Origin of the sequence: Georgenia daeguensis (genome assembly GCF_039537705.1) — a bacterium.
Lineage (GTDB): Bacteria > Actinomycetota > Actinomycetes > Actinomycetales > Actinomycetaceae > Georgenia > Georgenia daeguensis.
Genome location: NZ_BAABBA010000020.1, coordinates 39,062 through 62,023, shown reverse-complemented (window position 1 = coordinate 62,023; position 22,962 = coordinate 39,062). Strand labels below are relative to the sequence as shown.

General features: G+C 72.5%; 19 protein-coding genes. 7 read left to right on the top strand and 12 right to left on the bottom strand.

Annotated elements, in window-relative coordinates:
• Window positions 1–3: 3 nt before the first annotated feature.
• On the bottom strand, window positions 4–786 hold the full coding sequence (locus tag ABD774_RS16940) for a glycerophosphodiester phosphodiesterase family protein (protein ID WP_345043749.1): 783 nt from the start codon (window positions 784–786) through the stop codon (window positions 4–6).
• 109 nt (window positions 787–895) lie between these two features.
• Between ABD774_RS16940 and ABD774_RS16935 the strand changes: the two genes are divergently transcribed.
• The gene (locus ABD774_RS16935; RefSeq protein ID WP_345043746.1) at window positions 896–1,657 is read left to right on the top strand and encodes a 3-hydroxybutyrate dehydrogenase; all 762 of its coding nucleotides are present in this window, start codon (window positions 896–898) and stop codon (window positions 1,655–1,657) included.
• Between the two features lie 112 nt (window positions 1,658–1,769).
• Window positions 1,770–3,653 carry a helix-turn-helix domain-containing protein gene (locus ABD774_RS16930; RefSeq protein ID WP_486327334.1) on the top strand — a complete coding sequence of 628 codons (1,884 nt, stop codon included), beginning with the start codon at window positions 1,770–1,772 and terminating at the stop codon, window positions 3,651–3,653.
• Between the two features lie 77 nt (window positions 3,654–3,730).
• On the opposite strand, the gene ABD774_RS16925 is transcribed toward ABD774_RS16930, so the two are convergent.
• From ABD774_RS16925 to ABD774_RS16890, 8 genes are all read right to left on the bottom strand, one after another.
• Window positions 3,731–4,651, bottom strand: coding sequence for a branched-chain amino acid ABC transporter permease (locus tag ABD774_RS16925; protein WP_486327338.1), 921 nt, complete (start codon window positions 4,649–4,651; stop codon window positions 3,731–3,733).
• A gap of 89 nt (window positions 4,652–4,740) precedes the next feature.
• Window positions 4,741–5,610 (bottom strand): branched-chain amino acid ABC transporter permease, encoded by an 870-nt coding sequence (locus ABD774_RS16920; protein ID WP_345043736.1) that lies wholly within the window; start codon window positions 5,608–5,610, stop codon window positions 4,741–4,743.
• 73 nt (window positions 5,611–5,683) lie between these two features.
• A complete protein-coding gene (locus ABD774_RS16915) occupies window positions 5,684–6,901 on the bottom strand; it encodes an ABC transporter substrate-binding protein (RefSeq protein ID WP_486327337.1) in 1,218 nt (405 codons plus the stop codon).
• Between the two features lie 123 nt (window positions 6,902–7,024).
• Complete coding sequence (locus ABD774_RS16910) at window positions 7,025–7,717, bottom strand: ABC transporter ATP-binding protein (protein WP_345043730.1); 693 nt, start codon at window positions 7,715–7,717, stop codon at window positions 7,025–7,027.
• Window positions 7,710–8,477 carry an ABC transporter ATP-binding protein gene (locus tag ABD774_RS16905; RefSeq protein ID WP_345043728.1) on the bottom strand — a complete coding sequence of 256 codons (768 nt, stop codon included), beginning with the start codon at window positions 8,475–8,477 and terminating at the stop codon, window positions 7,710–7,712. Before ABD774_RS16905 ends, ABD774_RS16910 begins: the two co-directional genes overlap by 8 nt.
• A gap of 219 nt (window positions 8,478–8,696) precedes the next feature.
• Window positions 8,697–9,983, bottom strand: coding sequence for a M23 family metallopeptidase (locus tag ABD774_RS16900; RefSeq protein WP_345043724.1), 1,287 nt, complete (start codon window positions 9,981–9,983; stop codon window positions 8,697–8,699).
• 244 nt (window positions 9,984–10,227) lie between these two features.
• Entirely contained in the window at window positions 10,228–11,286 is a 1,059-nt protein-coding gene (locus ABD774_RS16895) for a hemolysin family protein (RefSeq protein ID WP_345043721.1), read from the bottom strand.
• Complete coding sequence (locus ABD774_RS16890) at window positions 11,283–12,596, bottom strand: hemolysin family protein (RefSeq protein WP_486327336.1); 1,314 nt, start codon at window positions 12,594–12,596, stop codon at window positions 11,283–11,285. The genes ABD774_RS16895 and ABD774_RS16890 overlap by 4 nt, the downstream gene beginning before the upstream one ends.
• 475 nt (window positions 12,597–13,071) lie before the next feature.
• Between ABD774_RS16890 and ABD774_RS16885 the strand changes: the two genes are divergently transcribed.
• The 4 genes from ABD774_RS16885 to ABD774_RS16870 all read left to right on the top strand — a co-directional run bounded on the left by ABD774_RS16885 (window position 13,072) and on the right by ABD774_RS16870 (window position 19,094).
• Window positions 13,072–16,848 (top strand): multifunctional oxoglutarate decarboxylase/oxoglutarate dehydrogenase thiamine pyrophosphate-binding subunit/dihydrolipoyllysine-residue succinyltransferase subunit, encoded by a 3,777-nt coding sequence (locus tag ABD774_RS16885; RefSeq protein WP_425554585.1) that lies wholly within the window; start codon window positions 13,072–13,074, stop codon window positions 16,846–16,848.
• A gap of 168 nt (window positions 16,849–17,016) precedes the next feature.
• On the top strand, window positions 17,017–17,613 hold the full coding sequence (locus ABD774_RS16880) for a GDSL-type esterase/lipase family protein (RefSeq protein ID WP_345043711.1): 597 nt from the start codon (window positions 17,017–17,019) through the stop codon (window positions 17,611–17,613).
• Window positions 17,614–17,695: 82 nt separating this feature from the next.
• Window positions 17,696–18,793: a GTP 3',8-cyclase MoaA gene (gene moaA / locus ABD774_RS16875; protein ID WP_425554584.1), complete on the top strand. Its 1,098-nt coding sequence runs from the start codon at window positions 17,696–17,698 to the stop codon at window positions 18,791–18,793.
• A gap of 1 nt (window position 18,794) precedes the next feature.
• A complete protein-coding gene (locus tag ABD774_RS16870; RefSeq protein WP_345043707.1) occupies window positions 18,795–19,094 on the top strand; it encodes a MoaD/ThiS family protein in 300 nt (99 codons plus the stop codon).
• Between the two features lie 3 nt (window positions 19,095–19,097).
• Here ABD774_RS16870 and ABD774_RS16865 read toward each other — a convergent pair whose 3' ends face one another.
• Genes ABD774_RS16865 through ABD774_RS16855 form a run of 3 tightly spaced genes read right to left on the bottom strand, consistent with a single transcriptional unit; the run spans window position 19,098 to window position 20,262 of the window.
• On the bottom strand, window positions 19,098–19,544 hold the full coding sequence (locus ABD774_RS16865) for a molybdenum cofactor biosynthesis protein MoaE (RefSeq protein ID WP_345043704.1): 447 nt from the start codon (window positions 19,542–19,544) through the stop codon (window positions 19,098–19,100).
• Window positions 19,541–19,945 carry a DUF6457 domain-containing protein gene (locus ABD774_RS16860; protein WP_345043701.1) on the bottom strand — a complete coding sequence of 135 codons (405 nt, stop codon included), beginning with the start codon at window positions 19,943–19,945 and terminating at the stop codon, window positions 19,541–19,543. Before ABD774_RS16860 ends, ABD774_RS16865 begins: the two co-directional genes overlap by 4 nt.
• Window positions 19,942–20,262 carry a carboxymuconolactone decarboxylase family protein gene (locus ABD774_RS16855; protein WP_345043698.1) on the bottom strand — a complete coding sequence of 107 codons (321 nt, stop codon included), beginning with the start codon at window positions 20,260–20,262 and terminating at the stop codon, window positions 19,942–19,944. The genes ABD774_RS16860 and ABD774_RS16855 overlap by 4 nt, the downstream gene beginning before the upstream one ends.
• Before the next feature lie 239 nt (window positions 20,263–20,501).
• Between ABD774_RS16855 and ABD774_RS16850 the strand changes: the two genes are divergently transcribed.
• Entirely contained in the window at window positions 20,502–22,958 is a 2,457-nt protein-coding gene (locus tag ABD774_RS16850) for a DMSO/selenate family reductase complex A subunit (RefSeq protein WP_345043695.1), read from the top strand.
• Window positions 22,959–22,962: the final 4 nt, after the last annotated feature.

The window sequence follows — 22,962 nt, the reverse complement described above, 5'->3', positions numbered from 1 at the left end:
TGGTCAGTGCCAGGGCCCACGAGCGGTGAGGACGTCCCGCAGCACCCGCGGCCGGTCCGAGACCAGGCCGTCGACGCCGAGGTCGAGCAGCCGGTGCATGTGCTCGGGCTCGTCGATGGTCCAGACGTGCACCGCCAGGCCGTGACGGTGGGCGGCGGTGATGAACCGGGGGGTGACGACGGGCAGGCCGCGGTGGGAGACGGGGACCTGCGTGCACACCGCCCCGTCCGCGGGGCCCGGCAGCGTACGCAGCGCACGCCGCTGCGCGGGCGCGGGCAGCCGGGAGGCGGCCACGAGCCGGGCGATGTCCCGCCGGCCCAGGCTGGTGGCCACCCGCGGCCCGAGCGCGGCGCGCAGGCGCGCGAGCCGGTCGTCGGAGAAGGACGCCAGGCACACCCGGCCCCACGCGGCCGTGCGCCGCAGCGTCTCGACGAGCGGCTCGACGACCGCGTCGTCCTTGGCGTCGATGTTCACCCGCAGTCCTGGGAAGTCGCCGAGCAGCTCGTCCAGGCGCAGCAGCCGCTCGCCGGAGCGGTCCCGGAACGCCGAGACGCGGTCCCACGTCAGCTCCCCCACGGCGCCGCTGCCGTCGGTGACCCGGTCGAGGGTGGGGTCGTGCGAGAGGACCACGACGCCGTCGGAGGTGGCGTGGACGTCGGTCTCGAGGTAGCTCAGGCCCAGGGAGACGGTGTGCTCGACCGCGGTGCGCGAGTTCTCCGGCACCTCGCGCCCGCCGCCGCGGTGCGCGAGGGCGACGGGACCGGGGCCGTGGAGGTAGGAGCTCACCCCCTCATCCTGCCCGACGCCGCACGTGGGAGTGCCCACACAGACCCGCCGTGAAGTATGTGGCGGCCCCCCATCGAGCGGTCGCCCCGCGCTTCGTAGGTTGCTCGGCATGAGAGACGACGACGGAGTCGGACTGGCCGGGCGTACCGCCCTGGTCACGGGCGGGGCGAGCGGCATCGGGGCGGCGGTCGCCCGCGAGCTCGCCGCCGAGGGTGCGCACGTCCTGGTGTGCGACCTGGACGCCGACGGCGCCGCGGCCGTCGCCGCGGAGATCGGCGGGGAGCCGTGGGCCGTGGACCTCTCCGACACCGCCGCGCTGGCCAGCCTGTCCCTCCAGGCCGACGTGGTGGTCAACAACGCCGGCATCCAGCACGTCAGCCCCGTCGAGGAGTTCCCGCCCGAGCGGTTCGCGCTCATCCTACGGCTCATGCTCGAGGCTCCCTTCCTGCTGGCGAGGGCCGCCCTGCCGCACATGTACGAGCAGGGCTGGGGCCGGCTCGTCCACATCTCCAGCGCCCACGGCCTGCGCGCCAGCGCCTACAAGTCCGCGTACGTCTCCGCCAAGCACGGCCTCGAGGGGCTCTCCAAGGTCATCGCGCTGGAGGGCGCCGACCGCGGGGTGACGAGCAACTGCGTCAACCCGGGGTACGTGCGGACCCCGCTGGTGGAGCGGCAGGTCAGCGACCAGGCCCGCGTCCACGGCCTCTCCGAGGAGGAGGTGCTGAGCCAAGTGATGCTCAAGAACTCCGCGATCAAGCGCCTGCTGGAGCCCTCCGAGGTGGCCCGGGCGGTCTCGTACCTCTGCTCCCCCGCCGCCTCCTTCGTCACCGGCAGCAACATCGTCCTCGACGGCGGGTGGTCGGCCCGCTGAGGCGTCCGCGAACCCAGCCCGAGCCGTCGACCGAGACATGGACCCGTTCGCCTCCCGCCCGGCGCCGCCCCGGCGCGCGAGTCTGCCCACCGGACGAGCGTCGTCGGCCACAATGACCGGCGTGATAGGCACCGAGTACCTGGAGCTGCTGGCGCGGGACGCGTCCCCGGTCGAGTTCGAGGGACCGCTGCTCGCGGCCCGCAGCGCGGGCGCCGACGCGGAGACCATCGGGCGGCTCGAGCACGCCAAGGCGCTCGCGCTGCAGGTGCGGGGTGTGCTGGAGTCGCGGCGGCGCCGGGAGACCGAGCTGTCCGCGCTCTTCGAGACCGCCAGCGACCTCGCGTCGCTGACCGACGTCGACGCCGTCCTCGAGGCGATCGTCCGGCGCTCGCGCCAGCTGCTGGGCAGCGACGTCGCCTACCTCTCCCTCAACGACGAGGAGGCCGGGGACACGTACATGCGGGTCACCGTCGGCTGCTCGTCGGACCTGTTCCGCGCCGTGCGCCTGCCCATGGGCGCCGGCCTCGGCGGGCTCGTGGCCCAGACGGCCACCCCTTACGCCTCCGCGACGTACTTCCAGGACGAGCGGTTCCGCCACACCGAGGGCATCGACTCGGCCGTCGCGGACGAGGGCATCACGTCCATCGTCGGCGTCCCGCTGCTGCTGGCCCGGCGCGTGATCGGGGTGCTCTACGCCGCCAACCGGACGGTCCGCCCGTTCGGCCGCTCGGAGATCGCGCTGCTCAGCTCCTTCGCCGCCCACGCCGCGATCGCCCTGGACAACGCCCGGCTGCTGAGCGAGACCCAGCTCGCCCTGCACGACCTGCGGGTGGCGGGCGAGGAGCTCCGCGCACGCACGGTCAGCGTCGAGCGCGCCGCCGACGCGCACGACCGCCTGCTCGAGCTGGTCCTGCAGGGCGGGGACGTCGACGACGTCGCCCGCGAGGTGGGCGAGGTGCTCGGCGGCCACGTGATCATGGCGGGGCCGGACGGCGCCCCGCTCCCCGGCGGCGCGGAGGTGCCGTCCACCGCCGTCGCGGGGGCGACGTCGGGCGCGACGACCGAGACGGCGCGGCTCGCCGTGACCACCAGCCGGACCCGCACCGGCGACGGCGTCGTCGCCGCCCCGGTGCTCGCCGGTGGCGAGGCCCTCGGCGCGCTGGTCCTCCTGCGGTCCGAGCCCCTCGACGAGGCAGACAGGCGCATCCTCGAGCGTGCCGCCCTGGTGACCGCCCTGCAGCTGCTCTTCCGCCGCTCGGTGGCCGCCGCCGAGGAGCGGCTGCGCGGCGAGCTGCTGGACGACGTGCTGCTGGGCAGGGACCCGCAGGGCCTGCGCGAGCGGGCCCGGCTGGCCGGGGCCGACCTCGACGCCGCGCACGCCGTCGTCGTCGCGGAGGTCGTGGGCGACCGGTCCCGGGCGGTGCAGGCGGCCGCGTTCCTCGCGGGCGGCCGCGGTGGCCTGTCCACGCTGCAGGAGGGCGAGCTGGTGCTCATCCTGCCCGGGCTCGAGCCCCACGAGGCCGCCAGGGCCGTCAGCACGGAGCTCGGCCGGGCGGCCGGGCGCCCGGTCACCGCGGGCACGGCCGGGCCCGCCAGCGGCCCGGCGGAGATCGCCGCGGCGCGGGCCGAGGCCGCCCGCTGCCTCCACACGCTGCTCGTGCTGGGCCGCCGCGGCGAGGTCGCGGGCGTCGGCGACCTCGGCTTCGTGGGCCTGCTCCTGGGCGAGGACCGCGACGTGCCCTCCTACGTGGCGTCGGTGCTGGGACCCGTCCTGGAGTACGACGCCCAGCGGGGCACCGCGCTGCTCGAGACCCTGCGCACCTACTTCGGCCAGGGCGGGAACCTCAGCCGGACGGGCAGCGCGCTCCACGTCCACGCGAACACGGTCACTCAGCGGCTCGAGCGGATCACGAACCTGCTGGGCGAGGGCTGGAACGCGCCGGAGCGCCAGCTCGAGGTGCAGCTGGCGCTGCGGCTGCACGCGCTCCTCGGCTGAGCGGCGCCCCCCACGCACGGCAACGGCGAGGCGCCGGTCCACGGGACCGGCGCCTCGCCGTCGTCGTTCTCTGCCCGTCACTCCTTCTTCCGGCTCCGGGAGCGCACGGCGTGCAGCGCCGTGCCCCACACGCCCCTGCGGAACAGCAGCACCACGGCGACGAAGACGGCCCCGGTGATGATGCCGATCCCCTCGAACCCGGACGAGGCGAGCTGGTCCTCGAGGATGACGATGATGATTGCGCCGACGATCCCGCCCCACAGGGTGCCGATGCCGCCCAGCACGGTGATGAGGACGACCTTGCCGGAGGTGGTCCAGTTGACCTCCTGCAGGGAGACGAACCCGTGGCTGACGGCGAAGATGCCGCCGGCGAGCCCGGCCAGCCCGGCGGAGAGGACGAAGGCGGCCACCTTGTACTTCTCGACGTCGTAGCCGAGCGCGCGGGCGCGCGGGACGTTGTCGCGGATGGAGACCAGCACCCGGCCGAACGGCGAGTGGACGATCCGCCAGGCCATCCACATTCCCAGCACGATGATCGGCAGCGCCGCGTAGTAGAAGTAGAAGGAGTCGGTCTCGACCGCCTCGATGCCGAAGAAGGTCTTCGGCACCGACTGCAGGCCGTTCTCGCCACCGGTGACGTCGCGCCACTGGTTGGCGACGAAGAAGAGCATCTGCGCGAAGGCGAGGGTGACCATGGCGAAGTAGATGCCCGCCCGCCGCACGGAGAGGAAGCCGATGGGCAGGGCGAGGAGCATCGCGGCGAGCGCACCGGCGAGCACCGCCAGCGGGAACGGCACCCCGAGGTGCACCGCCACCAGGCCGGTGACGTACGCGGACCCGCCCCAGAACGCCGCGTGCCCGAAGGAGAGCAGGCCGGTGTAGCCGAGGAGGATGTCCAGCGCGACGGCGAACAGCGCCCAGCAGGCGATGTCCATGGCGACCGGCGGGTAGATGATCCACGGCAGGGCCAGCGCGGCGACCAGGCCGACGGCGAGCATGACCCAGGTCCGCAACGACCGGCGGGCGACGTAGTTCGGGACGATCCGGCTGGCGGCCTGCTCGTCGAGCATGGTCTGCGGTGTCGGGCTCATGCCCGCTCCTCCCGTCCGAACAGGCCGGCCGGGCGCAGCAGCACCACGACGGCCATGAGCACGAAGATGACGATCTGCGCGAACGCCGGCGCGTAGGCCTGGCCGAAGGCCTCGACCAGACCGACGAGGAAGCCGGCGACGACGGCTCCGACGATGGAGCCGAGCCCGCCGATGACGACGACGGCGAACAGGATGATGATGAAGCTCGAGCCCATGTCCGCCGTGATGGCCCGGAACGGGGCCGCCAGGACGCCGGCCAGCCCGGCCAGGGCGATCCCGAAGCCGAACACGGGCGTGATCCACCGGCCGACGTTCACGCCGAGGGCGCGGGCGACGTCGGGCCGTTCCGTGGCGGCCCGGACGATCATCCCGACCCGGGTGCGGCTCATGACCAGCCACACGGCCAGGCACACCAGCACCGAGAAGACGAACACGAACACCTGGTACGTCGGCAGGCGCAGCTCGCCGACCGTGATCTGTCCGGTGAGGACCTCGGGTCGCTCGTAGGGAAGTCCGGAGACGCCGTAGCGGCGCTTGACCAGGTCGACGAGGAAGAGCGCCAGCCCGAAGGTGAGCAGGAAGTTGTACAGCGGCTCGAGGCGGAGCAGCCACTGGACGAAGAGTCGCTCGATGATCACCCCGAAGACGAAGAGCAGGATCGGGACCACCAGGAGGGCCCACCAGAAGCTCAGCCCGAGCGCGTCCTGGAGGACGGCGGCGGCGATCGCCCCGAGCATGTAGCACGCGCCGTGCGCGAAGTTCACGACGCCGAGCACGCCGAAGATGACCGCCAGCCCGAGGGCGGCGACCGCGTAGAAGCTGCCCGCCGCCAGGCCCTGGATCGTGTACTGCAGAATCTCGTTCATCGCCCGTCCCTTCCCGTCCGGGGAGCGCCGGGTGCCTTGGAGGCACCCGGCGCACCGTGACCGCTGCTGCGAATCAGCCCATCTCGCAGCCGGACTCGTCGACCGGCTGGAAGGCCTCCTCGGCCGGGATCGTGTTGAGGATGTTCTGGTAGTCCCAGTCCTCGCTGACCTCGTCGGGCGCCTTGACCTCGGCGAGGTAGACGTCGTGGATGACGCGGTGGTCCTCGGCGCGGATCTTGCCGTTGCGCAGGAAGACGTCCTCGACCTCCTTGCCGTTGAGGTCCTCGACGACGGCGTCCGCGTCGTCGGTCTCGGTGGCCTGGACCGCCTCGAGGTACTGCAGGGCGGCCGAGTAGTTGCCGGCGTGGGCGAAGGACGGGCGGCTCCCGGCCTCCTCGAGGAAGCGGTCGGCCCAGGCGCGGGACTCCTCGTCCATGTTCCAGTACCAGGCGTCGGTGAAGGTCGTCCCCTCGAACTGGTCGACACCCAGGGAGTGGATGTCGGTGATGAACATCAGGCCGACGGCGAGGCTGATGCCCTGGTCGCGGAGCCCGGCCTCGTTGTACTGCTTGACGAGGTTGATCAGGTCGCCGCCCGCCTGCATGGTCCCGATGACGTCCGGCTGGCCGGAGGCCGCCTTGGTCAGGAAGGTCGAGAAGTTGTCGTTGGGGAACGGCGTGGCGATCGATCCGCTGACGGTCCCGCCGGCCTCCGTGACGGCCTCGGTGAAGGACTTCTCCATGTCCTGGCCGAAGGCGTAGTCCGGGTAGATGATCTGCCAGTCCTTGCCTCCGTTCTCGGTCACGGTCTTGCCGGTGCCGTTCGCCAGCATGTAGGTGTCGTAGGCCCAGTGGAAGACGTACGGGCTGCACTGCGCGCCGGTCAGCTCCGTGGTGGCGGCACCGATGTTGAAGTGCAGCTTCTTCTTCTGGTCGGCCTGGCTGGCCACCGCGAGCGCCGCCGAGGAGGCGGGGACGTCGAGGATGATGTCGGCACCCTGCCGGTCGTACATCTCCTGCGCCTTGGTGTTGGCGACGTCCGGCTCGTTCTGGTGGTCGGCGGTGATGACCTCGATCTGCTCCTCGGTGACGACCGCGTCGTCGCCGTACTTCTCGAGGTAGTCCTGCACCGCCATCTCGACGGCGATCACGCTGTTCGGCCCGGACAGGTCCTTGTAGACGCCGGACTGGTCGTTGAGGACGCCGATGACGATCTTGTCGTCCGTGAACGACCCCTCGGCGCTCGAGGGGCCACCGCCGGCGCACGCGCCCAGCAGGAGCGTCCCGGACATCAGGGCGGCCGCGCTGCCCGCAAGCTTCTTGGTCATCCGAACTCCTTCGTTCGTGGGTGGTGGTGTCGGTTGGTGGATGGTCGGTTCGTGGGTGTGGTGCCGGTGGCCGGCTGGTGACCTCGCTCAGACCCCGAGGTGCTCGAGGAGCTCGTGCTCGCGAGCGACGAACTCCGCGTTGTCGAGGTGCTCGACGATGCGCCCCTGGGACAGCAGGTAGTGGCGGTCGGCCACGGTGGCGGCGAACTTGACGTTCTGCTCGATCAGCAGCACGGTCACCCCGGCCGCCTTGACCTCGCGGACGATGTCACCGATGGCGGCGACGATGACCGGGGCGAGGCCCTCGGTGGGCTCGTCGAGCAGCAGGAGCTTCGCGCCGGTCCGGAGCACGCGCGCGATGGCCAGCATCTGCTGCTCGCCCCCCGAGAGCGTGGTGCCGGCGGCCTTGCGCCGGTCGGCCAGCACCGGGAACGTCTCGTAGACGCGGGCCAGGGGCCACGCGCGGGACGAGACCACGGGCGGGAGCAGCAGGTTCTCCTCCACGGAGAGCGAGGCGTAGATGCCACGGTCGTCCTGGACCCAGCCCATCCCCAGGCGCGCCCGGCGGTGGACCGGCACGCCGCTGACGTCGGTGCCGTCGAGCATCACCGCGCCGCTCACCTGGCGGTGCAGCCCCATCACGGAGCGCAGGAGCGTGGTCTTCCCGGCGCCGTTGCGCCCGACGAGGGTCACGACCTCCCCGGCCGCGACGTCGACGTCGACGTCGTGCAGCGCGCGGGCCTCGCCGTACCAGGCGCTGAGGTTCCTGATCTCAAGCATTGCTGGCCTCCCCGAGGTAGGCGGTGATCACGCGGGGGTCCTTGCGGACCTCCTCGTACGTGCCCTCGGCGAGGACGCGCCCCTGCTGGAGCACCGTCACCTTGTCGGCCAGGCTGCCGACGACGTGCATGTTGTGGTCCACGAACACGACGGTGCGGCCGGCCGCGATCCGCTTGACGAGCTCGATGGTGCGCGTGACGTCCTCGATGCCCATGCCGGCGGTCGGCTCGTCGAGCAGCATGATCGCCGGGTCGAGGGCGAGGACCAGAGCCATCTCGAGCGCGCGCTTCTGGCCGTAGGCGAGCTCGCCCGCCGGCTTCGTCGCCAGGTGGCTCAGGCCCACCTCCTCGAGCAGCTCGTCGGCCCGCGGGCGGAACTGGCGCATGAGGCGGTCGGAGCGCCAGAACGTCCGGCCCATCGTGGTGCGGCTCTGGAGCGCCAGCTCGACGTGCTCGCGCGGGTCGAGGTTCTCGAAGAGGCTCGTGATCTGGAACGACCGGGCGACGCCCTTGTGCGCGATCTGCTCGGGCTGCAGCCCGGTGACGTCCTCCCCCCGCACGGTGATCGTGCCGGAGGTGGGCTTGAGGAAGCCGCTGAGGAGGTTGAACAACGTCGTCTTGCCGGCGCCGTTCGGCCCCACCAGGGCGTGGACGCCGCCCTCCGCCACCGTGAGGTCGACGTCGTTGACGGCGCGGAAGCCGCGGAAGTCCTTCGTCAGGCCGGTGGCCCGCAGGGCGATCCCCTGTGTCGTCGACGTCACGCCGCTCCTTCCCTGGCTCCTTTGCCGCTACGAGTGCGGTGCAGTGAACGTTAGGAAGGCTCGTCGGCCGCAACCATGTGGCTGTCGGCCATAAACCACATGCGTGCTGTGGCCGTGCTCACACAGAGGGCTCCGCCGCAGGACGCGCCGATGGTGCACGACGTCGACGACAGCACGCCCCGCCGGAGGGCGGCGTCGTGGGGGTGGGGTTTCCGCGCCTCAGCAGAGGGCGGCGACCTCGACCGCCCCGAGCTTCTCCAGCCAGGGCAGCGGGTCCACCGTCGTGCCCTGGTCGTCGAGGTGGATCTCGAGGTGCAGGTGCGGGCCGGTGGAGTTGCCGTTGTTGCCGACCTCGGCGATGACCTGGCCGGCAGAGACCTGCTGGCCCTCGGTGACGTGGATGCCGTCGCGGTACATGTGCACGTACCAGCTGTAGACCGTCTGCCCGTCGACCTCGTGGCGGAGGATCACGAGCATGCTCGACCGCCCGTCCTTGCCGGCGCCGACGTACTCCACGGTGCCGTCGGCGATCGCGTAGATGGGTGTGCCCAGCGGGGCCGCGTAGTCGGTCCCGGTGTGGAAGCTGTACGCCCCGGAGAGCGGGTGCGAGCGGTTCCCGTAGTGCGAGGAGTTGCGGTAGGTGCCGTCGGCGAGCGGGCGGACGTACTGCTCGGCGCGCTCGGTCACGGCGGCGCGGGCACCGCTCGCCCCGTCGAGCGGGGCGCACGTGAGTGCGTCGCGGTCCGCGGCGCGCGAGGTCTGCAGGACCGTGGCCCGGCTCGAGGCGGCGGGGTCCTTGAGGAGGCTGGCAGGCACGGCCGCGAGCGCCACGTTCGCGGCCTGCTCGTCGAGCACATCCAGGACGCTGGGCTGAGGGGCCACCGCGGCGGCGGCGGCAGGTTCCGCCTCGGGCGCGGCGAAACCGGTGAGCGGGGCGACGATGGTCAGAGCGCCCATCGCGCCGAGCACGGCCGCGCGCGGGGCCCACGACCGGTGCGCGCGGCTCGCGGCGGCGGAGGTACGGGGAGCGGGGCGGAGGGCCCGGCGGGAGGGCGGCGGCGGGACCGGCAGCACCTCGGTGTCGGCCGTGTCCCTCGCGCGGGCGTCGGCCGCGACTGCCTGTTCGGCGGCGTTCTGCCGCACCGCGTCGCGCGCGGCCGGCGCGAGCGTCACGTCCGCCGCGGCCACTGTCTGCCGCGTCCGCTCCGCGGCCGCCGCCTCACGCTGACGTTCCGCCGCAGCCTCTCGTTCACGCTCTGCCGCAAGCTCCCGCTCGCGCTCCTCGGCCGCACGCTCACGTTCCGCGGCCAGCGCAGCCTCACGCTCACGTCCCTCAGCAGCCAGCCGCTCACTCTCCGCGGCCAGCGCAGCCTGGCGCTCAGCGGCCAGCGCAGCCTGGCGCTCAGCGGCCAGCGCCGCCTCCCGCTCCGCGGCCGCGGCCGCCTCTCGCGCGCGCTCCGCCTCACGGATCTGTCGTCGGGTCAGCGGTGCCTGGGATGCGGGCACAGCACTTTCCGACATGAAACAACCTCCGGAGGGTGGAGTGGCTCGACCTGCGGGAGGCCGTCGAGGACCGCCTTCCGGGCGACCCCGGTTAACGGTGTGTCACGGAACAATAACGAAGGTGTACCTGCCCGTCCAATACCTCTCCGGTGAGGTGTGGATCACCCGGCACGGGCACCGCCGGACGCGGGGAAAATCGCGTCAGCAAGCGGTTCACGAACCGTTCACGAGGCCTCTGCGGGGGCCCTCACCGGCGTTCGGCGCGCTGCATGGAGTCACGCACCTCGCCGACGAGCTCCTCGAGGATGTCCTCCAGGAACACTACGCCGATCTCCACCCGCTCCCCCGGCGCCCGCTCGCGGGTGACGAGGGCCAGGTGGGCGCCGGTCCGCTGCATGACGGCCAGGACGTCCTCCACCTCGTCGGCGGGGACGACCTCGGCGAGCGCGCGCATCCGCCACGGCGGGACGGGGGTCCCGCGCGCCTCGCCGTCGGCGTAGAGGACGTCCTTGACGTGCAGGTAGCCGGCCAGCGAGCCGTCGGCGCCGACCACGGGGAACCGGGAGAAGCCGGTGCGGGCAACCTCACGCTCGACGTCCTCCGGCGTGCACCCGACCGGCAGGGTGACGAGCTTGGCGAGCGGCACCATCACCTGCTCGGCCGTCTCCTCCGAGAACTCGATGGCGCCGGCGAGCAGGCCGAGGTCGTCGTTGAGGACGCCCTCCGCCTGCGAGCGCTCCACGATCGAGGCCACCTCCTGAGCGGTGAAGGCGGAGGTCACCTCGTCCTTCGGCTCGATCCCGACAATTCTCAGCGCCGAGTTCGCGATCCAGTTCAGCCCGGCGACCACCGGGTGGAGCACCTTGGAGATCAGCACCAGCGGGGGCGCGAAGATCATCGCCGCCCGCTCGGGCGAGGTCACGGCGAGGTTCTTCGGCACCATCTCGCCCACCACCACGTGCAGGTACACGACGAGGGCCACCGCGACGGTGAAGCCGACGACGTGGCTCGCCTCGGCCGGGAGCCCCGCCGCCACCATCGGCCCCTCCACGAGGCCGGCGATCGCGGGCTCCGCCACCACGCCGAGGCTCGTCGAGCACACGGTCACGCCCAGCTGCGCGCAGGCGAGCATGAGGGTGACGTGCTCCATCGCGTACAGGACGATCTTCGCCGGGCGCGAGCCCTGCTCGGCCAGCGGCTCGATGCGCGAGCGTCGCGCGGACATGACCGCGAACTCGGCGCCGACGAAGAATGCGTTCAGCGCGAGCAGCACGACGCCGACGAGCAGCGCGGTGCCGGTGCTCATGCGTCCTCCTCCGCCGCTCGCCAGACCCGCAGACGGTCAACCCGCCGGCCGTCCATCTGTTCCACGTGCAGCACGACGTCGTTGACCCGCACCTCGTCACCGACCCGCGGGATGCGGCCCAGACGCTCCATCACCAGGCCTCCGAGCGTCTCGTACGGTCCGTCGTCGGGCACGACGAGGTCGGCCTTGTGCGCCAGCTCGTCCGGCCGCAGGACACCCGGCACCACCCACGTCCCGCCCGGGCCCGCGTGCGCGCCGGAACGGCGGCGGTCGTGCTCGTCGGCGACGTCGCCGACAACTTCCTCGACGACGTCCTCCAGCGTGACCACTCCGGAGGTGCCGCCGTACTCGTCGACGACGACGGCCATCTGAAGGCCCTCGTCGCGCAGCTGGACGAGCAGCGGCGCGAGCGCGACGGTCTCGGGCACGCGCGGCGCGTCGACCATGAGCGAGGAGGAGGCGACGGGCACCTCGGCGCGGCGCTCGTAGGGCACCGCGATGGCACGGCGCAGGTGGACGAGCCCCACGATGTCGTCGTTGTCGTCCCCGATCACCGGGAAGCGGGAGTGGCCGGTGGTGCGCGCGAGCTCGACGACGTCCGCCGCGGTCTGCTCCCGCGTGAGGGCGTGGATGCGGCCACGGTCGGTCATGACGTCGACGGCGGTGAGCGCGCCGAGCCCGATGGACCGGGTCAGCAGGGTCGCCGTCGAGACGTCGAGGGTGCCGTGCTCGGCGGAGCGGCGCACGAGCGCGGCCAGCTCGGAGGCGGACCGGCCGCCCGAGAGCTCCTCGGCGGGCTCGACGCCGAACCGGCGCAGGATCCAGTTGGCCGACTCGTTCAGGCCGGTGATCACCGGCCGCAGCGCCCGCGTGAAGACGCGCTGGACGGGGGCGACGTACCCGGCCGTCGCCAGCGGGTCGGCCAGGGCGAGGTTCTTCGGGACGAGCTCGCCGAAGACCATCGAGAAGGTGTTGACGAGGACGAGGGAGAGGACGACGGCGGTCGCCGTCGCCGCCGCCTCGGCGAGCCCGGCCGACCCGAGCGGCCCGGTGAGCAGGTTCGCCACGGCGGACTGCGTGGTGTACCCCAGCAGGATCGTCGTCGCGGTGATGCCGACCTGGGCGCTGGAGAGCTCCAGCGACAGGTGCTTCAGCGCCCGGCTCACACCGGCGGCGCGTTTGTCGCCGGCCGCGACCCGGCGGTCGACGGTGCCGGGGTCGAGGGCGACGAGCGAGAACTCCGCCGCCACGAACACGAAGGTGCCGGCGGTGAGGACCACGCCGAGGAGGACGAGCAGCCAGTCGCTCAGCACGCGCTCCTCCGCGTCCGGGGCGCGGACCTGTCCGGGCTGGGTTCAGGAGGGTCGGCGGGATGTCGACCGCGGCGGGATCGTCGCATGGTGGCTCGATTGTACGAGCGGGCCCCCCGTCGTCCACCGCGCACGGGCAGTTCCCGGTGGCGGTCACCGGCACAGGTCGCCGCGGGTGCCCACCGGGCCGCACCGCGAGGCCCGCCACGGTGCCGTCGCGCCGGCCGCTGGCCGGCCGGTCCCCGGCCGGAAGGGTGCCGCCGTCGGGCCCTTGGTCCTAGACGGCCGGTGACGGACGCTTGACCCGTCCTTGGTCGGGCCGGCCCCGCGCGGCGCCTCGGGATGTGATTTTCAGCCCTCCCGCCCCGGGTGATGCGCGCCTGCGGACCGCCACCGCATAGGGTTGAAGGGATCTTCGTCACACCCCCTGGAAGAGGGCGATTTCCGAGTGTCCACGCAGGAACACAACGACCCCATGGCTGCCTTCGGCGCCAACGAGTGGCTCATCGAGGAGCTGTACGAGAAGTACCGCCAGGACAAGCAGTCGGTCGATCCGGCCTGGTGGGACTTCTTCGAGGGCTACGAGGGCGGCGGGGCCAACGGCTCCGGCCGCGCCCCGACCTCCGGCACCGCCGCCGAGCGCCCGGCCACCACCGAGCAGGAGGCGACGCCGGCCGCGAGCCGGGCCGACGCTCCCTCCACCGGGACGCGGCCCACCGCCGTGACCCGCGTCGACCCGCGCAGCGAGCAGCCCGCCACCGACGAGCTGCGCGGCGACCTGCCGCCGGCGCCGCCGGTCGCGGCGCAGCCGCCGTCGTCGCCCTACGCCGCGCGCGCGGCCGCGCGCGGCGGGGAGACCTCGCGCGCGGCCGAGGACGAGACGGTCAAGCTCCGCGGCGTCGCGGCCCGCACCGTGTCGAACATGGAGACCAGCCTGCAGCTGCCGGTCGCCACCTCGGTGCGCGCCGTCCCCGCCAAGGTGATGGTCGACAACCGCATCGTCATCAACAGCCACCTCTCGCGGGGCCGCGGCGGGAAGATCTCCTTCACGCACCTCATCGGTTTCGCGATGGTCGAGGCGCTGTCCGAGATGCCGGACATGAACTACTCGTACACGGAGACGGAGGACGGCAAGCCGGCCGTCTTCCAGCCCGCCCACGTGAACTTCGGCCTGGCCATCGACCTGCCGCGGCCGGACGGCACCCGCTCCCTCGTGGTGCCGTCGGTGAAGAATGCGGACGAGATGGACTTCGCCCAGTTCTGGGCGGCCTACGAGGACCTCGTGCGCAAGGCCCGCAACAACAAGCTGACGCTCGAGGACTACGCCGGCACCACCATCACGCTGACCAACCCTGGCGGCATCGGCACGGTCCACTCGATCCCCCGGCTCATGAAGGGCCAGGGCACGATCATCGGCGTCGGCGCGATGGACTACCCGGCGGAGTTCGCCGGCTCCTCCACCCAGACGCTGGCACGCGTGGGCGTCTCCAAGGTGCTGACGCTGACCTCGACCTACGACCACCGGATCATCCAGGGCGCCGCCTCGGGCGAGTTCCTCAAGATCATCCACACCAAGCTCCTGGGCACGGACGGCTTCTACGACCGGGTTTTCTCCGCCCTGCGCGTGCCGTACGAGCCCGTGCGGTGGATGAAGGACGTCGAGTACGACCCCGAGAACGAGATGGGCAAGTCGGCCCGCATCGCCGAGCTGATCCACGCGTACCGCTCACGCGGCCACCTCATGGCGGACACCGACCCGCTCGCCTACCGGCAGCGCCGGCACCCCGACCTGGACATCACCAACTACGGGCTGACCCTGTGGGACCTCGAGCGCACCTTCCCCACGGGTGGGTTCGGCGGGTCGGCGAAGATGACGCTGCGCGACATCCTCGGCCAGCTGCGTGACTCGTACTGCCGCACCATCGGCGTCGAGTACATGCACATCGCCGACCGCACGCAGCGCACCTGGTTCCAGGAGCGGCTCGAGACGCCGTACTCGAAGCCGACGAACGAGCAGCAGCTGCGCATCCTGCGCAAGCTCAACGAGGCCGAGGCGTTCGAGACGTTCCTGCAGACGAAGTACGTCGGGCAGAAGCGCTTCTCCCTCGAGGGCGGGGAGTCCCTCATCCCGCTCCTGGACACCCTGCTGACCGGGGCCGCCGAGGACGGCCTGGACGAGGTGGGCATCGCCATGGCCCACCGCGGCCGCCTCAACGTCCTGGCCAACATCGCCGGGAAGTCCTACGGGCAGATCTTCTCCGAGTTCGAGGGCAACCAGGACCCGCGCACGGTCCAGGGCTCCGGCGACGTCAAGTACCACCTGGGGACCGTGGGCGAGTTCACCGCCCCGGACGGCTCGACCACCAAGGTCTACCTGGCGGCGAACCCCTCCCACCTCGAGGCCGCCGACGGCGTGCTCGAGGGCGTGGTCCGCGCCAAGCAGGACCGCATCGACCTGGGCGAGCAGGGCTTCTCGGTCCTGCCGGTGCTCATCCACGGCGACGCGGCCTTCGCCGGCCAGGGCGTGGTCACGGAGACGCTCAACCTCTCCCAGCTGCGCGGCTACCGCACCGGCGGCACGGTGCACGTCGTCGTCAACAACCAGATCGGCTTCACCACGGGCCCGTCGAGCTCGCGCTCGTCGTACTACGCGACCGACATCGCCAAGGGCCTGCAGATCCCCGTCTTCCATGTCAACGGGGACGACCCCGAGGCCGTGGCCCGCGTGGCGGAGCTGGCGTTCGAGTACCGCCAGCGGTTCCACAAGGACGTCATCGTCGACATGGTCTGCTACCGCAAGCGCGGCCACAACGAGGGTGACGACCCCTCGATGACCCAGCCGGTGATGTACTCCCTGATCGAGAACAAGCGCTCGGTGCGGAAGCTCTACACCGAGTCCCTCATCGGCCGTGGCGACCTCACCGAGGAGCAGGCCGAGGCGGCGCTGAAGGAGTACCAGAGCGAGCTCGAGCGGGCCTTCACCGAGACCCGCGAGGGTGGCTGGACGCCGCCGCAGAAGGGCGAGCAGGTCGCCGGGCTGGAGCTGCCCGAGTCCCAGCTCGAGGACGCCGGCACGATGGTCGGCTGGCAGACGGCGGTCAGCCCCGAGGTGCTCGAGCGGGTCGGCCAGGCTCACGTGCGCCCGCCGGAGGGCTTCGACGTCCACCCCAAGCTCATGCAGCTGCTCGAGCGCCGCGAGAAGATGGCCTCCGAGGGCGGCATCGACTGGGGCTTCGGCGAGATCCTCGCCTTCGGCTCCCTCCTCATGGAGGGCACGCCGGTGCGCCTGGCGGGTCAGGACTCGCGCCGCGGCACCTTCGTGCAGCGTCACGCGGTCCTCCACGACCACCGCACCGGTGCCGAGTGGACGCCGCTGATGTACCTCACACCGGACCAGGCGAAGTTCTGGGTGTACGACTCCTCGCTGAGCGAGTACGCCGCCATGGCGTTCGAGTACGGCTACTCGGTCGAGCGCCCGGACGCCCTGGTGCTGTGGGAGGCGCAGTTCGGCGACTTCGCCAACGGCGCCCAGACGGTCATCGACGAGTTCATCTCCTCCTCGGAGCAGAAGTGGGCGCAGTCGTCCTCGCTCGTGCTGCTGCTGCCGCACGGCTACGAGGGCCAGGGGCCGGACCACTCCTCCGCCCGCATCGAGCGCTACCTGCAGATGTGCGCCGAGGACAACATGGTGGTGGCCCAGCCCTCCACGCCGGCGAACCACTTCCACATGCTGCGCCGCCAGGCCTACGCCCGGCCGCGCAAGCCGCTGATCGTCTTCTCCCCCAAGCAGCTGCTGCGCCTCAAGGCGGCCGCCTCCCCGGTGGAGGAGTTCACGTCGGGCACGTTCCGCCCGATCATCGGCGAGGTGGAGTCCCGCGTCCGGGAGGCCGCGGACCAGGTCGACCGCGTCCTGCTGTGCTCCGGCCGGGTGTACTACGACCTGGCGGCCCAGCGGATCAAGAACGACGACTCGCGCACGGCGATCCTTCGCCTCGAGCAGCTCTACCCGCTCGAGCTGGAGCAGATCAAGGCCGAGCTCGACGTCTTCCCGGGCGCCGAGGTCGTGTGGGTCCAGGACGAGCCGCAGAACCAGGGGCCGTGGACGTTCGTCTCCGACCACCTGGGTGACGCCCTGGGCGGCCGCGACCTGCGCGTCGTCTCCCGTCCGGCGGCGGCCTCGCCGTCCACCGGCTCGGGGAAGCGCCACAAGGAGGAGAACGCGGACCTGATGGCCCGCGCCTTCGCCCGCTGAGCGGTGCCGCGCACCGTGTGACGGACCCGGGAGGGGCCGGCCCAGGACCTCCGGGTCCGGGGCCGGCCCCTCCTTCGTCTCTCCGGGACGGCCGGCCCCGGCGCGGGTCCACGGGTCCGGCGACCGGACGAGGCAGGATGGGTCAGGACGGCGACGGAAGGGAACGGTGTGGACGAGGGACTGCGCGTGTGCGTGATCGGCGACGAGCTCGTCGCCGGGCTGGGAGACGCCCGCGGGCTCGGCTGGGTGGGCCGGGTGATGGCCCGGACCCGCACCGAGGATCCCGTCTTCGTCGCCCAGCTGGCCGTGCCCCGCGAGTCGACCACCAGCCTCGCCGCCCGGTGGGAGACCGAGGCGAACCGCCGCTTCGGCGCCCGCAGCGACAACCGGCTCGTCGTCGGGCTCGGCTCGGCCGACCTGGACGAGGGCCTCTCGCTCGCCCGCTCGCGACTCAACCTCGCCAACATCCTCGACGGCGCCGCCGCCGCCCGCGTGAGCTGCTTCGTCGTCGGCCCCCCGCCGAGGCCGGACGTCGACGACGTCGCACTGGCCCAGCTCTCGGCCGCGTTCGCGGACGTGTGCCAGCGCCGGCACATCCCCTACGTGGAGACGCACGACCCGCTGCGCACCCACGAGCAGTGGCACGCGGACGTCGCCGCCGGTGACGGCGCGCACCCCGGTCAGGCCGGGTACGGCCTGCTCGCCTGGCTGGTGCTGCACAACGGCTGGCACGCCTGGCTCGGCGTCCCGTCCGACGGCGCCTGACCCACGGCACGTTTCCCGCTGCACGGCCACGGTGCCGCCGGTCGGGGCGAACGTCCTGGGGTGTCATGGCTACAGTGGTGAGGTGGCTCCAGTCGATCTCGGTCTGCCCGGCCCGCCCCGGACGGCGGTCGCGGGTGCGCCGGCGAGCCCCCGGCCCGCGACCGCCGGGCTCGTGGACACCTTCGGGCGCGTCGCCCGCGACCTTCGCGTCTCGCTCACGGACAGGTGCAACCTGCGGTGCGAGTACTGCATGCCGCCGGAGGGGTTCGACTGGCTCCCCACCGCCGAGGTGCTCTCCGACGCCGAGGTGGTGCGCCTCGTCACCGTCGCGGTCGAGCACCTGGGCATCCGGGAGGTCCGCTTCACCGGCGGCGAGCCGCTGCTGCGCAAGGGCCTCGAGGACATCGTCGCCGCCACCACCGCGCTGCGCACCGACACCGGCGAGGTGCCGGAGACCTCGCTGACCACCAACGGGCTGGGTCTCGAGCGGCGGGCGGCCGGGCTGGCCGCCGCGGGCCTGCACCGCGTGAACATCTCCCTGGACTCCCTGGACCGGGAGACGTACGCGACGCTGGTCCGCCGCGACCGGCTGCCCGACGTCCTGGCCGGGATCGACGCCTCCGAGGCGGCCGGGCTGACGCCGGTGAAGATCAACTCCGTCCTCATGCGCGGTCTCAACGACGCCGAGGCACCCGACCTGCTCGCCTTCGCGCTGCGCCGGGGGTTCGAGCTACGGTTCATCGAGCAGATGCCGCTCGGCCCGCCCGAGATGTGGAAGCGTGGCGAGATGGTCACCGCCGGGGAGATCCTGGCGACGCTGCGCCGGCGGTTCACCCTCACCCCCCACGATCCCGGCGAGCGCGGCGCCGCCCCAGCCGAGCGCTGGACGGTGGAGCCCACCGAGGACACCCCCGGCGGCACCGTCGGCGTCATCGCCTCGGTGACGCAGCCGTTCTGCGGCGCCTGCGACCGCACCCGCCTCACGGCCGACGGCCAGGTGCGCACCTGCCTGTTCTCCCGGACGGAGACCGACCTGCGGGGCCTCGTGCGCTCGGGCGCCTCCGACGCCGAGATCGCGGAGACGTGGCGGGTCGCCATGTGGGGCAAGAAGGCCGGCCACGGCATCGACGACCCCGGCTTCCTGCAGCCGCAGCGTCCCATGAGCGCCATCGGAGGATGACATGACCACCCGCCTCGACTCCCCCGCGGTGGGCACCCTCACCGCCCGCGTCCGCTACTTCGCCGCGGCGGCCGAGGCGGCGGGCGTCACGGCCGAGGACGTCCCGCTGGCGGACGGGGCCACCGCGAGCGACCTCGTGGCCGCCCTCGCCACCGCCCGCGGCCCGGCGCTGGGACGGGTGCTGGCGATCTCCAGCCTGCTGGTCGACGACGTCGTCCGCGAGGACCGCTCGACGCCGCTCGGCGCGCCGGGCGCGGCGGCGGTGCGCGTCGACGTCCTCCCGCCCTTCGCCGGGGGCTGAGCCTCAAGCGCTCCCGGTCCACTCGTGCGTGCCGTCGGGGAAGACCTGACGCTTCCACACCGGCAGGCGGCGCTTGATCTCCTCGACCAGCTCCGCCGTCGCCTCGAACGCCTCGGCGCGGTGCGCGGCGGAGACAGCGGCCGCCAGGGCCACGTCGCCCACCCGCAGCGTGCCGACCCGGTGCACGACGGCGACCGCGTCGACCGGGAACCGTGCGGCGACGTCGGCGGCCACCTCCGCGACGACCTGCCCGGCCGTCGGGTGGCCGACGTACTCGATCTCGCGCACGCTGCGCCCGCCGTCGTGGTTGCGCACCACGCCGCCGAACGTGACGACGGCGCCCGCCGCCGGATCGTCCACCGCGGCCGCGCACTCCCCCACCTCGATCGCGGTGTCGCGCACGTCCGCGAGCACCACGCGGTGACCGGGCGGGGTGACCCGCGAGGTCATCGCGTGCCCTCCGTCTCGTTCGCCCCAGCCCGGCCCGGCGCGGCCGGTGCGCCCGGCGTGGCGCCGTCGTGACGCTCGTTCCACCGCGCCACCAGGGCGCTGACGGCGTCGACCCGCTCGACGACGGCGCCCGCCTGCTCGTCCGTCCCGCCGGCGGCCCGGGCCGCCGCGAGACCGACGACGAAGGCCGTCAGGGGTGCGCCGGGACGGCTGGGGCCGTGCGCGACCTCGCTGATGAGGCGCAGCATCGGTGGGGTGGCCGCGCTCAGCACGTCACGGTCGACGCCGAGCTCCGCGCAGACCTCGTCGAGCCAGGCGTTCATCACGGTCATCTTGCGGGTCTCGTCGCCGCGTCCCGCACCCGGGCCGGTCTCGGCCGGCCCGGTTCGCCGGTCGCTCACTCCCGCTCCCCCACGACCTCGTTCAGCCACTGCCACGCCGCCACGGTGGCGGGGAAGCCGCGGGTGGTCATCCCGAGCAGCACCACCTGCTCGACCTCCTCGACGGTCGCACCGGCCGCGAGCGCCTTGCGCACGTTCGAGCGGACCGCCCCCTCGGCCTGGGCGCCGACGGCGATGCCGAGCTTGACCAGGCGCGTGGTTCGCTCGTCGAGCGGGCCGGCCGCGTCGACGGCCGCGGCGAGGGCGTCCTGGCTGCGCGCGACCTCGCTGAAGCGCTTCCGGAAGTCGGTGTAGACCTCGGGCAGGTGGTCGGGCATGGGGTGCTCCTTCCGCGGGGCGGCCTCTCGGTGTCTCGCCCATCGTGGCACACCGGGTGCCGGTGTCCCTGGGCCCGCCGGGCGAACCGCGCGGACCGGGTCCGAAAGTCCCGGAGGGGACGTGCGTCACACCGTCGACGCCCCGTGCCCCCGGGCGGCGCGGGACCATCGCCCCACGTTCGCAACCCGGCGGTGCGCCTTAATGAACAGGTATCCGAGCGCAGCCACCGGGAGGACCCATGACCACGCACACCACCGCACGACCGGCAGGTCTGGAGCGCCGGTCGTTCCTCAAGTGGTCCGCGGCGGCCGGCGGCACCGTCGCCCTCGCGGGGGCGGCCTCCCACTTCGGCGTGCTCCCCGGGGTGGGCCCGGCCAACGCCGCCACCGTCTCCTCGCTCGACGCCGACCGCACCGTCTGGTCCTCCTGCAACGTCAACTGCGGCTCGCGGTGCCCGCTGCGGATGCAGGTCAAGGACGGCCGGATCGTCCGGGTGCTGCCGGACAACACCGGCGACGACGAGCTCGGCACCCAGCAGATCCGCGCCTGCGTGCGCGGCCGTTCCATCCGGCACCGCATCTACAACCCCGACCGGCTCAAGACCCCGCTGCGCCGGGTGGCCGGCACCCGCCGCGGTGCCGGCGAGTGGGAGGAGATCAGCTGGGAGGAGGCGTTCGACGAGATCGCCTCGACGATCCAGCGGCTCATCAAGGACTACGGCAACGAGTCCATCTACCTCAACTACGGCACCGGCACCCTCGGCGGGACGATCACCCGCAGCTGGCCCCCGATCGAGACCCCGGTCGCGCGGCTGATGAACTGTGTCGGCGGCTACCTCAACCACTACGGCGACTACTCCTCCGCGCAGATCGCCGGCGCCGTCGGGTACCACTACGGCGGCTGGATCGGGTCGAACAGCCTCGACGACGCCAAGAACGCCCAGCTGCAGATCCTCTTCGGCAACAACACGCTCGAGACGCGCATGTCCGGCGGCGGCGAGACCTTCGTCAGCCAGCAGACGAAGAAGCTGCACAACGTCCGCACGATCGTCGTCGACCCGCGCTACTCCGACACCGCGCTCGGCCTCGCGGACGAGTGGGTCGCCCTGCGCCCCGGCACCGACGCGGCCCTCGTGGCCGGCATCGCGCACGTGATGATCTCCGAGAACCTCCACGACCAGAAGTTCCTCGACAGGTACTGCGTCGGCTTCGACGAGGACCACATGCCCGACGGCGTGCCCGCCGGGAGCTCCTACCGCTCCTACATCATGGGCGAGGGTCCCGACGGCACCGAGAAGACGCCCGACTGGGCCGCGTCCGTCACCGGGGTGCCGGCGTCGTCCATCGTCCGGCTCGGCCGGGAGATCGGCCGGGCCCGCCCCGTCCACATCACCCAGGGCTGGGGCCCGCAGCGCCACGCCAACGGCGAGAACCAGGCCCGCGCGATCTTCACCCTCGCGGCGCTGACCGGCTCCGTGGGCGTGCCCGGCGGCGGCACCGGTGAGCGTGAGGGGGCCTACTCCCTGCCGATGGCGAACCCGTTCGCCACCGAGAACCCCGTCCAGACCGCGATCTCGGTGTTCGGGTGGACCGACGCCATCGACCACGGCCCGGAGATGACCGCCCTGCGTGACGGCGTGCGCGGCAAGGACAAGCTCGACGTCCCGATCAAGATGGTCTGGCAGTACGCGGGCAACGCCCTGACGAACCAGCACGGCGACATCAACCGCACCGTCAAGCTGCTCGAGGACGACACCAGGTGCGAGCTCATCGTCGTCATCGACAACCAGATGACGGTCTCGGCCCGCTACGCCGACATCGTGCTGCCCGACGTCTCCAACGCCGAGCAGCTCGACATCATCCAGCAGGGCAGCGCCGGCAACCTCGGGTACACGATCGTGGCCGACAAGGTCATCGAGCCGCTCTACGACTGCAAGACCGTCTACGAGATGATGACGGAGATCGCGCGCCGGCTCGGGGTGGAGCAGCAGTTCACGGAGGGCCGCACCCAGGAGGAGTGGGTGGCCGCCGTCGTCGACGCCTCCCGGGAGAACATCCCCGACCTGCCGAGCTTCGAGGAGCTCCGGGAGATGGGCGTGTGGAAGGTCAAGGCGCCGACCGACAGCGGCAACGTCGCCCTCGCCGACTTCCGTGCCGACCCGGAGGCCAACCCGCTCGCCACGCCGTCGGGGAAGATCGAGATCTTCTCCCAGCAGCTCTGGGAGCTGGCCAGGACGTGGGAGCTGCCCGAGGGCGACCGGATCACGGCGCTGCCCGAGCACCTCGACACCTGGGAGGGGGCCGCCGAGGCCCGGGCGAACGCCACGTACCCGCTGCAGGTCATCGGCCACCACTACAAGCAGCGCACGCACTCCTCCTACGGGAACGTCGACTGGATGAAGGAGGCGCACCCGCAGGTGGTGTGGATCAACCCCGGGGACGCCGCCGAGCGCGGCATCGCCAACGGTGACCTCGTGCAGGTGTTCAACGACCGCGGCCGCATCCAGCTGCCCGCCCGGGTCACCGCCCGGATCGCCCCCGGGGTGATGTCCGTCCCGCAGGGTGCCTGGTACTCCCCCGACAGGCGCGGGGTCGACGTCGGAGGCTCGGTCAACTCGCTGACCTCGTGGCACCCGTCCCCCATCGCCAAGGGCAACGCCCAGCACACCACGCTCGCTCAGGTCCAGAAGGTCTGAGGCA

What these genes read in the sequence shown, in the direction of transcription:
- ABD774_RS16915 (WP_486327337.1), bottom strand. Translation starts at nt 6,901, where the DNA reads ATGTCCGGGACGCTCCTGCTGGGCGCGTGCGCCGGCGGTGGCCCCTCG.
- ABD774_RS16855 (WP_345043698.1), bottom strand. Translation starts at nt 20,262, where the DNA reads ATGCCCGACCACCTGCCCGAGGTCTACACCGACTTCCGGAAGCGCTTC.
- ABD774_RS16895 (WP_345043721.1), bottom strand. Translation starts at nt 11,286, where the DNA reads ATGAGCACCGGCACCGCGCTGCTCGTCGGCGTCGTGCTGCTCGCGCTG.
- ABD774_RS16935 (WP_345043746.1), top strand. Translation starts at nt 896, where the DNA reads ATGAGAGACGACGACGGAGTCGGACTGGCCGGGCGTACCGCCCTGGTC.
- ABD774_RS16850 (WP_345043695.1), top strand. Translation starts at nt 20,502, where the DNA reads ATGACCACGCACACCACCGCACGACCGGCAGGTCTGGAGCGCCGGTCG.
- ABD774_RS16930 (WP_486327334.1), top strand. Translation starts at nt 1,770, where the DNA reads ATGACCGGCGTGATAGGCACCGAGTACCTGGAGCTGCTGGCGCGGGAC.
- ABD774_RS16910 (WP_345043730.1), bottom strand. Translation starts at nt 7,717, where the DNA reads ATGCTTGAGATCAGGAACCTCAGCGCCTGGTACGGCGAGGCCCGCGCG.
- ABD774_RS16920 (WP_345043736.1), bottom strand. Translation starts at nt 5,610, where the DNA reads ATGAACGAGATTCTGCAGTACACGATCCAGGGCCTGGCGGCGGGCAGC.
- ABD774_RS16865 (WP_345043704.1), bottom strand. Translation starts at nt 19,544, where the DNA reads ATGACCTCGCGGGTCACCCCGCCCGGTCACCGCGTGGTGCTCGCGGAC.
- ABD774_RS16885 (WP_425554585.1), top strand. Translation starts at nt 13,072, where the DNA reads ATGGCTGCCTTCGGCGCCAACGAGTGGCTCATCGAGGAGCTGTACGAG.
- ABD774_RS16870 (WP_345043707.1), top strand. Translation starts at nt 18,795, where the DNA reads ATGACCACCCGCCTCGACTCCCCCGCGGTGGGCACCCTCACCGCCCGC.
- ABD774_RS16925 (WP_486327338.1), bottom strand. Translation starts at nt 4,651, where the DNA reads ATGCTCGCCGTCGGCCTGGTCGCCGCGCTGGCCCTGCCGTGGATCATC.